This window comes from Kineococcus indalonis, assembly GCF_009906395.1.
GTDB classification, from domain to species: Bacteria; Actinomycetota; Actinomycetes; order Actinomycetales; family Kineococcaceae; genus Kineococcus; species Kineococcus indalonis.
This window is the reverse complement of sequence record NZ_JAAALM010000172.1, coordinates 1-7,400: the sequence shown is the minus strand read 5'-3', so window position 1 is coordinate 7,400 and position 7,400 is coordinate 1. Positions and strand designations below refer to the sequence as shown.

The 7,400-nt window shown below is 79.0% G+C and carries 5 protein-coding genes; 2 read left to right on the top strand and 3 right to left on the bottom strand.

The annotated features are described in order from the left end of the window. The coding region (locus GTR00_RS10345) for an AMP-binding protein (RefSeq protein WP_166611545.1) at positions 1-2,232 on the bottom strand (2,232 nt) is incomplete at its 3' end. Between the two features lie 305 nt (positions 2,233-2,537). Here GTR00_RS10345 and GTR00_RS10340 point away from each other — a divergent pair. Beyond that, positions 2,538-3,920 (top strand): glycosyltransferase family 2 protein, encoded by a 1,383-nt coding sequence (locus tag GTR00_RS10340; protein WP_166611544.1) that lies wholly within the window; start codon positions 2,538-2,540, stop codon positions 3,918-3,920. Continuing rightward, positions 3,913-5,187: a glycosyltransferase family 2 protein gene (locus tag GTR00_RS10335; protein ID WP_166611543.1), complete on the top strand. Its 1,275-nt coding sequence runs from the start codon at positions 3,913-3,915 to the stop codon at positions 5,185-5,187. Before GTR00_RS10340 ends, GTR00_RS10335 begins: the two co-directional genes overlap by 8 nt. 140 nt (positions 5,188-5,327) lie before the next feature. Here GTR00_RS10335 and GTR00_RS10330 read toward each other — a convergent pair whose 3' ends face one another. Next, a complete protein-coding gene (locus GTR00_RS10330; protein ID WP_166611542.1) occupies positions 5,328-5,543 on the bottom strand; it encodes a hypothetical protein in 216 nt (71 codons plus the stop codon). Continuing rightward, positions 5,540-7,400 (bottom strand): hypothetical protein (locus tag GTR00_RS10325; RefSeq protein WP_205705494.1); only part of this gene is annotated, 1,861 nt, incomplete at its 5' end. The genes GTR00_RS10330 and GTR00_RS10325, both read right to left, overlap by 4 nt.

Sequence of the window (7,400 nt, the reverse complement as noted above, 5' to 3'; positions counted from 1 at the left end):
GGGCAGGTAGGTGTCCACGAGCACCACCCGCTCCACCTCCTCGCCCGCGTCGGTGAGCAGCTGCGCGACCTCCAGGGCGATGAGCCCGCCCATGGAGTGCCCCAGCAGGACGTACGGCCCGTGCGGCTGCACCAGGCGCAGGTCGCGCAGGTGCCGCCGCGCCGCCGCGCGCACGCTGCGGTCGGGCAGCGCCCTGCTCTCGGCGCCGCGGGCGTGCAACGCCACGACGGCACGGTCCTGGACGTGGGCGGCCAGGGGTTTGAGGGACATCGCCAGCGCCCCGGCGCCGGCGAAGCAGAACAGCGCGGGCGCACCGCCGCCGGGGCGCAGCGCCACCGCGGTGGGGTGGCGCGGCAGCGCCCCGGCCCCGGCCTCCACGCGCCGGGCGAACTCGCGCAGGGTGGGCGCGGCCAGGAGGTCGCCGGCCAGGAGCGCGACGCCGAAGCCGTCCTCGACGCGGGCGAGCATCTCCTCGACCGTGAGGGAGTCCGCGCCGAGCTGCTGGAAGTCGTCGTCGGCGCCCACCGGGACGGGGCCGGACAGCCCGAGCAGCTCGGCCCAGGTGCGCGCCAGCGCCACCTCCGTCGCCCCGGCCGGCGGTTCCGCGGGGCCGCGCGGCGGGACCGGCGGCAGCTGGGCGCGGTCCACCTTGCCGCGCTCGTTGCGCGGCAGGGAGGGCACCGGGACGACGTCGCCGGGCACCATGTACTCCGGCAGCCGTTCGCGCAGCCGGCGCCGCAGCGCCGCGGGGGACTCCGTGGGCTGGCCGGGTTCGGGGGCGACGTAGGCCACGAGGCGGTGGGTGCCGCCCGCCTCGACCGCCACGACGACCGCCTCCGCGACCGAGGGGGAGGCCAGCACGGCGCCCTCGACCTCGGTGAGGTGCACGAAGTACCCGCGCACCTTCACCGCCCCGTCCACGCGGCCCAGCAGGTGCAGGTCGCCGGCGGCGTCGACGCGGCCGAGGTCGCCCATGCGGTAGGTGCGCCGCCCGTCCGGTTCGGTGGTGAACCGCTCGGCGGTGCGCTCGGGGTCGCCGAAGTACCCGGCCGACAGGTGCCCGGCCGTCACGAACACCTCCCCGGGTTCGCCCGGCGGCACGGGCGTGCCGTCGGGGGCCAGCACGCGCACCTCCTTGCCGTCCTCGGGGACCCCGGCGGGCACGACGCCGTCGGGGACCGGCCCGCCGCACACGACGCGGTACCCCGCCAGCGAACCGGTCTCCGAGGAACCGGCCCAGTTCCAGAACTCCGTGCCCGGGCGCACGTGCTCGGCCAGCTGCTGCACGTCGCGCCCGAACACCGCCTCCCCCGCCGTGGTCACCAGCCGCATCGAGGCCAGCACCCGGCCCGGCGCCAGGGTCGCCAGCACCGAGCGCAGCAGGTGCGGGGTGGCGCTGAGCATCGTCAGCCCCTCGGCGTCGACGAGGTCGGCGACGGCGCGGGCGCCGTGGCGGCGCGGGTCGAACGTCCACGCGCAGGCGCCGTTGAGCAGCGCGGTGGCCAGCACCACGGTCCCGGCCGCGAACGAGACGGGCAGCACGAGGGCGACGCGGTCGCCGGGCCCCACGGCGAAGCGCGCGCGCGAGGTGGCGGCGCTGCTGAGCAGCAGGTCGTGGGTCATCAGGACGCCCTTGGGCCGCCCGGTCGAGCCGGAGGTGAACACCACGAACAGCGGGTCCCCGCCGCGGCCCGGCGCCGGCAGCGCCTCGCCGCCGCGCGCGGCGCCCTCCCGCAGCAGCTCGCCGGTCGTGACGACGTCGGGCACGGGGCCGCGCAGCTCCTCCGCGGTGGCCCGGTCCGCCGCCTCGGTGACGCAGGCGCCCAGTCCGGCGATCCCGGCGATCTCGCGCAGCCGGGCCACCGGCAGCTGGGCGTCCAGGGGGACGACGAGCCGGCCGGTGCGCGCCACCGCCAGCAGCGCCACCAGGCTGTCGGCGGTGGCGCCGACGAGCACGCCGACGGGGGCGTCCGCGCGCAGCCCCGGCCGCGACTGCAGGCCGCGCGCCACCGCCTCCAGCTGCTCGCGGGCCTGCCGGTACGTCAGCGCCCCGGCGGGCGAGGCGATCGCGGGGGCGTCGGGGAACCGCTCGGCGAGCTGGGCGAAGCGCTCGGTGAACGACCGGGGCCAGGGCGCCTCCGGCGCCGCCGCGGACGAGCGCGGGTCCGGGCCCGGCGACGGCGCGGGGACCGTCGCGGTCCCGGCCGGGGTGGGGCTGTCCAGGTTCACCATGGCGCCAGCGTGCCCGAGGCGGGGGCCGGCGGGCAGGCACGAACGGCACGACGGCCCGGTTCCCGCCGCGCCCGGCAGTTCCCGGACCGTCGCTGGCAGTTCCCCGACCAGAACGCGCGCCGGGGGCCACCGCCGACCGCGCGTCGCCCACGATCGCGTCGGGGCCGCCGTGCGAGGCGGCGCCCCGGCCGCTCGTGAGGAGACGGACACCCGTGACGAACCCGCCGAACACCACCTCCCGGACGAGTTCCCGGACGACCCGGACGACCTCGCCGGAGGCACCGCTGCCGGCCGAGGCCGCGCGCGTGCCGCGCGCACGCACCGCCGGTGGGGCCCCGCACCTGGTGCTGGAGGCGGCGAGCGGCTCCCGGCGCCAGCAGGAGGTCACCACCGCCGTGCTGGGCGCGGTCCGGCGGGCCCTGGCGGACCCGCCGGCCGACGCTCCCGCACCCGGCGGGGCGTACGTGCTGGTGCGCGTGGACGGCGCCCCCTTCACCGCGGTGTCGCTGCCGCTGCCGCTGTCGCCCGTGCAGGTCGCCGAGGCCGTGGCCGGTTCCGAGCCGTACCGCGGCTCCCCCGGCTCCCGGGCGCGGCGGGCGGCGCCGTCCGGCACGCCCGGTCCGCGCCTGCCGTCGGCGACCGTGGTGGTGCCGACCGTCGTGGCCCGCGTGGCCGAGCTGCGCCGCTGCCTGGACAGCCTGGCGCTGCTGGACCACCCCGACGCGGAGGTCGTGGTGGTCGACAACCGCCCCCACCGCCCGGCCGACGACCCGCTGGAGGCGCTGCTGCGCGGCAGGGCGCGCGTGCGCTCCGTGCACGAACCCGTCCCGGGCATCTCCGCCGCCCGCAACACCGGGCTGCGCGAGGCGCGCGGGGAGGTGGTCGCCTTCACCGACGACGACGTGCGGGTGGACCCCGGGTGGCTGAGGGCGATCGCGCGGCGCTTCGCCGAGCACCCCGAGGAGCAGGCGGTCACCGGCCTGGTGCTGCCGGAGGAGCTGGTGACCGCCGCGCAGCAGCGCTACGAGGAGCACTACGGCGGTTTCGGCGGGCCGCGGACCTTCACGCCGGTGTCGCTGCACCCGGCGCGCGACCGCGCCGGGCGGGTGCGGCGCGGGCTCGTCGACGTGCGCGACGGCTCCGGCGAGCGCGTGCGCACGATCGCCGTGTACGGCGTCGGCGCCTACGGGGCGGGGGCGAACGTGGCCTTCCGCGCCGCGGAGCTGCGCGCCCGCGGGGGTTTCGACGTGGCGCTGGGCACGGGCACGCCCGCGCGCGGCGGGGAGGACCTGGCGGCGTTCGTGCGGGTGCTCAGCGACGGCGGGGTGCTGGGGTACGAACCGGCCGCGGTGGTCCACCACACCCACCGCCGCGAGGTCGCCGACCTGGAGCGGCAGCTCGTGGGCAACGGCACCGGGTTCACCGCGATGCTCACCTCCCTGGTGGTGCACGACCCGGGGCACCTGCTGACGTTCAGCGCGCTGGCCCCCGCCGCCGGCTGGGCGATGGCCCGTCAGACCGCCCGCCGGTTGCGCCGGCGGCCGAGCTCCGGGCCGCCGCCGGCCGGCGGCGGGCCGGGTCCGGTGGACCGCCGCCTGGTGGCCCTGGAGCTGGCGGGCATGCTGGCCGGGCCGTTCGCGTACCTGCGCAGCTGGTCCGCGGCCGCGCGGGCGGTGGCCCGTGGCTGAGGCGGCGCCGGCGGAGCGCGTGCTGGAGCTGCCCGTGTGGTGCGGGGAGCTGGACGTGGCGGAGGTGCCGGCGCTGCTGCCCCGGCCCACCCGCGGCGCCCGCTCGTACCGGCTGCTGGTGCGCGAGCACGGCGAGCCGCTGGGGTACGTGCAGGGGCCGCTGGAGGCGGGCACCTCCGTGGAGGAGCTGTTCCGGCGGGTGCGCTCGGAGCTGCCGCCGCCGGCGCCGGCGGCGCCGGCGGAGCGGTTGCGCGACGTGGCGCAGGCCCGGCGGGTGACGATCGCGGTGTGCACGCGCGAGCGGCCCGCGGACCTGCAGCGGTGCCTGGAACGGCTGCGGGCGGTGCGGTACCGGCCGCTGGAGCTGCTCGTGGTCGACAACGCCCCGGCGAGCCGGGCGACCCGGGACGTCGTGGCCCGCGCCGCGGCGCACGACGCGCGGGTGCGCTACGTGGTGGAACCGCGCCCGGGGCTGTCGCGGGCGCGCAACCGCGCGCTGGCCGAGGCGAGCGGGGAGGTGCTCGCCTTCACCGACGACGACGTCCACGTCGACCCGTGGTGGGTGCACGGCCTGGTGCGCGGCTTCGACCGCCGCCCCGACGTGGGGTGCGTGACCGGCCTGGTGGCCACCGCGGGCATCGGCACGGCCCCGGAGGCGTACTTCGACCGCCGTGTCCCGTGGGCGCACGTGCGCCCGCACCGCTTGTACGACCTGGACGACCAGCGCCTGGACGACCCGATGTACCCGTACGCGGCCGGGGTGTTCGGCACGGGCGCGAACTTCGCGCTGGACACCGCGCTGATGCGGCGCCTGGGCGGTTTCGACGAGGCCCTGGGGGCCGGCTCGCCCAGTCGCGGCGGGGAGGACCTGGACGCGTTCGTGCGGGTGCTGCAGGCGGGCCGCTCGATCTCGCACGAGCCGGCCGCGGTGGTGTGGCACCACCACCGCGCCGACGTCGACGGCCTGCGCCGGCAGATGTACGGCTACGGCTCCGGGCTGACGGCGTTCTACGCCAAGCACCTGGTGGACAGGCGCACGCGCGGGCAGTTCCTGCGCAGCGCCCCGCACGGGGCCGCTCGCCTGGCGCGGGTGGGCAGCGCCTCGCGCAGCGCGGCCTCGGGCAGCTCCGCCGGCGCGGCGGTGCCGGCCGGCGCGGGCCCGGCGGACGGCGCGGTGCGTGCCCGGGACCTGCTGGTGCGCGAGCTGGCCGGCATGGCGGTGGGCCCGCTGCTGTACGCGGCGGGCCGCTGGCGCACCGGGCGCTGAGGCCCCGGACGCGACGAACCCCGGCACCGGGTCTCCGGTGGCCGGGGTTCGTCGCGTCCGGGGCCTCACGCGGGGAGTCCTCGACGCCCGAGGTTCTCGACGCCCGGGGTTCCCCCGCGGCCGCGGTCCCCGGCGCCCGTTCAGGTGGCCAGGGCGTCCGCGAAGCGCACCACGACCGAGACGGCCGCGGCGGCGGTGAGCGCGAGCGCGGCCCAGGTGCACCGGCGCACCGCCGGGCGCGCGCCGCTGCCCCCACCCGGGGCCTCGCTCTGGCGCAGCGCGTCGGCGGTGACGGCGCAGCACACGGCGGCCACCAGCAGCGCGATCCCGAGCCAGCCGGTCAGCGCGGCGGTCACGGCGCGACCCCCTCGGCGCCGGCGGGGGCGGGGACCGGCGCCGCGGCGGGAGCCGGCACCGGGACCGGGACCGGCGCGGGCCCCGGCGGCGGCGCGCTGCGTTCCAGCAGCCACGCGTCGGGGGTGCGCAGCAGCACCTCGTACCCGGCGGAGGCGCCCCAGCGCTCCGCGAGCTGCCACACCCACCCGGCGCCGCGGTGCTGCAGGAGCTGGCCGTAGCGGTCCTGCGTGGAGCTGACCAGCAGGAACCGCGGCGGACCCTCCGGCAGGCACGCCGCGGTGGGGCCCTGCGCGCACAGGTCGGCGTCCAGGAACGCCACGCCGACCTCGGTGATGCGCAGGTACGGCGTCAGCCCGCCGCCGCCGGGCACCCCGACGGCGTCGCCGGGGCGGGCGAGGTCGTACACGCGCTGGGCGGCGAGCGCCTGACCGGGCGGGGTGCGCTCGAAGGAGACGTTCAGCCCGCGGGTGAACACCACCACCAGGCACGCCACCAGCAGCACCGGCACCAGCGCCACGGGGGCGGGCACCCGCCGCGCGGCGTCCGCGGCGCGGCCGCGCACCCGGTGACGAGCCGCCGCCAGCGCCCACCGCAGCGCGACCGCGGCCAGCGGGGACAGCAGGGGCGAGGCGTACAGGAAGCAGCGGATGAGGACCTCGCCGCCGTAGCTCTGCACCAGCAGCAACCCGAACGGCGTCGCGGCCAGGCCCGCCAGCAGCAGCACCACCCGGCGCCGGCGCAGCACGAGCAGGCCCGCAGCGCCCAGCGCGAACAGCGCCGCGGAGGAGGCCACGCGCACCAGCTGCGCGCGCTGGTAGAGCGGGTCGCCGGTCAGCCGCTGCCCCACCCCGGCGTCCAGGGAGGCGCCGGGGCGGCCGATGTCGCCGAGGACGTTCTGCAGGTGGCCCAGCCAGTAGTCCGTGGCGCCGTGGGCGAACCAACCGGCCAGGGCCACGCCGCTGACCACCCACAGCAGCCTCGCGCGGGTCAGGCCCAGCACGGCGACCACGACGAGCTGTGCGGTCAGGGCGACCGGGGTGAGCTGGTGCCCCACCGCCACGCCGACCACGACGAAGCCCACCAGCAGCCAGGTGCGGCGCAGCGTCGCCGGCGTCTCCCCGGCCGGCAGGCCGGGCAGGCGGCGCGCGGCCCCGAGCGCGCGGGCCGCCGGGCCGCCGGTGGTGCGGGGCACGGGTGCGCCGTCGAGCAGGCGCAGCACGGTGGCCAGCACCGCGACGTACCCGACGAAGGCGATCGCCTGCGGGGCGAAGTAGTCCTGCTGGTACCAGTTCGCCAGCAGGTGGCAGAACACCCCCACCCACGCCCAGCGCACCGAGCGGGTGACGACCCGGGCGATCGTGAACAGCCCGGGCAGGGCCAGTGCGGTGTGGAACACCGGCGCGGCGGCGAGGAACACCCGGGCGTCGGGCACCCCGGCCAGTTCCACGAGCTGCGCGGCCGCGGCGAAGAACCCCGGCCAGCTGAACCGGGCGTCGACGCCGCCGGGGACGGTGCCGGTGAGGGTGATCTGCTCGGCGAAACCCACGTGCACCCACGCGACGGGCGGGTTGCCCTGCCCGTCGGCGACGGCGGCGGTCGCGTACGCCGCGCACGCCAGCAGCACGGCGGCGGCGGCCAGCACGGGCGCGTCGGGGCGCGGGCGCGTCAGGGCCCAGGCGGTGACGGCGCACAGCACCGCCAGCGCGGCGACCACGCGCCAGCCGACCACGGGCAGCAGCCCCAGGGCGCCTGCCTCGTCCAGGCGCACGTGCTGCGCGCCGGACCACCACAGCGCCGCCGCGAGCACCAGCGCCGCCGCCGCCAGCACGCGGTGCGCGGTCGGGGCGGCGCTGTGG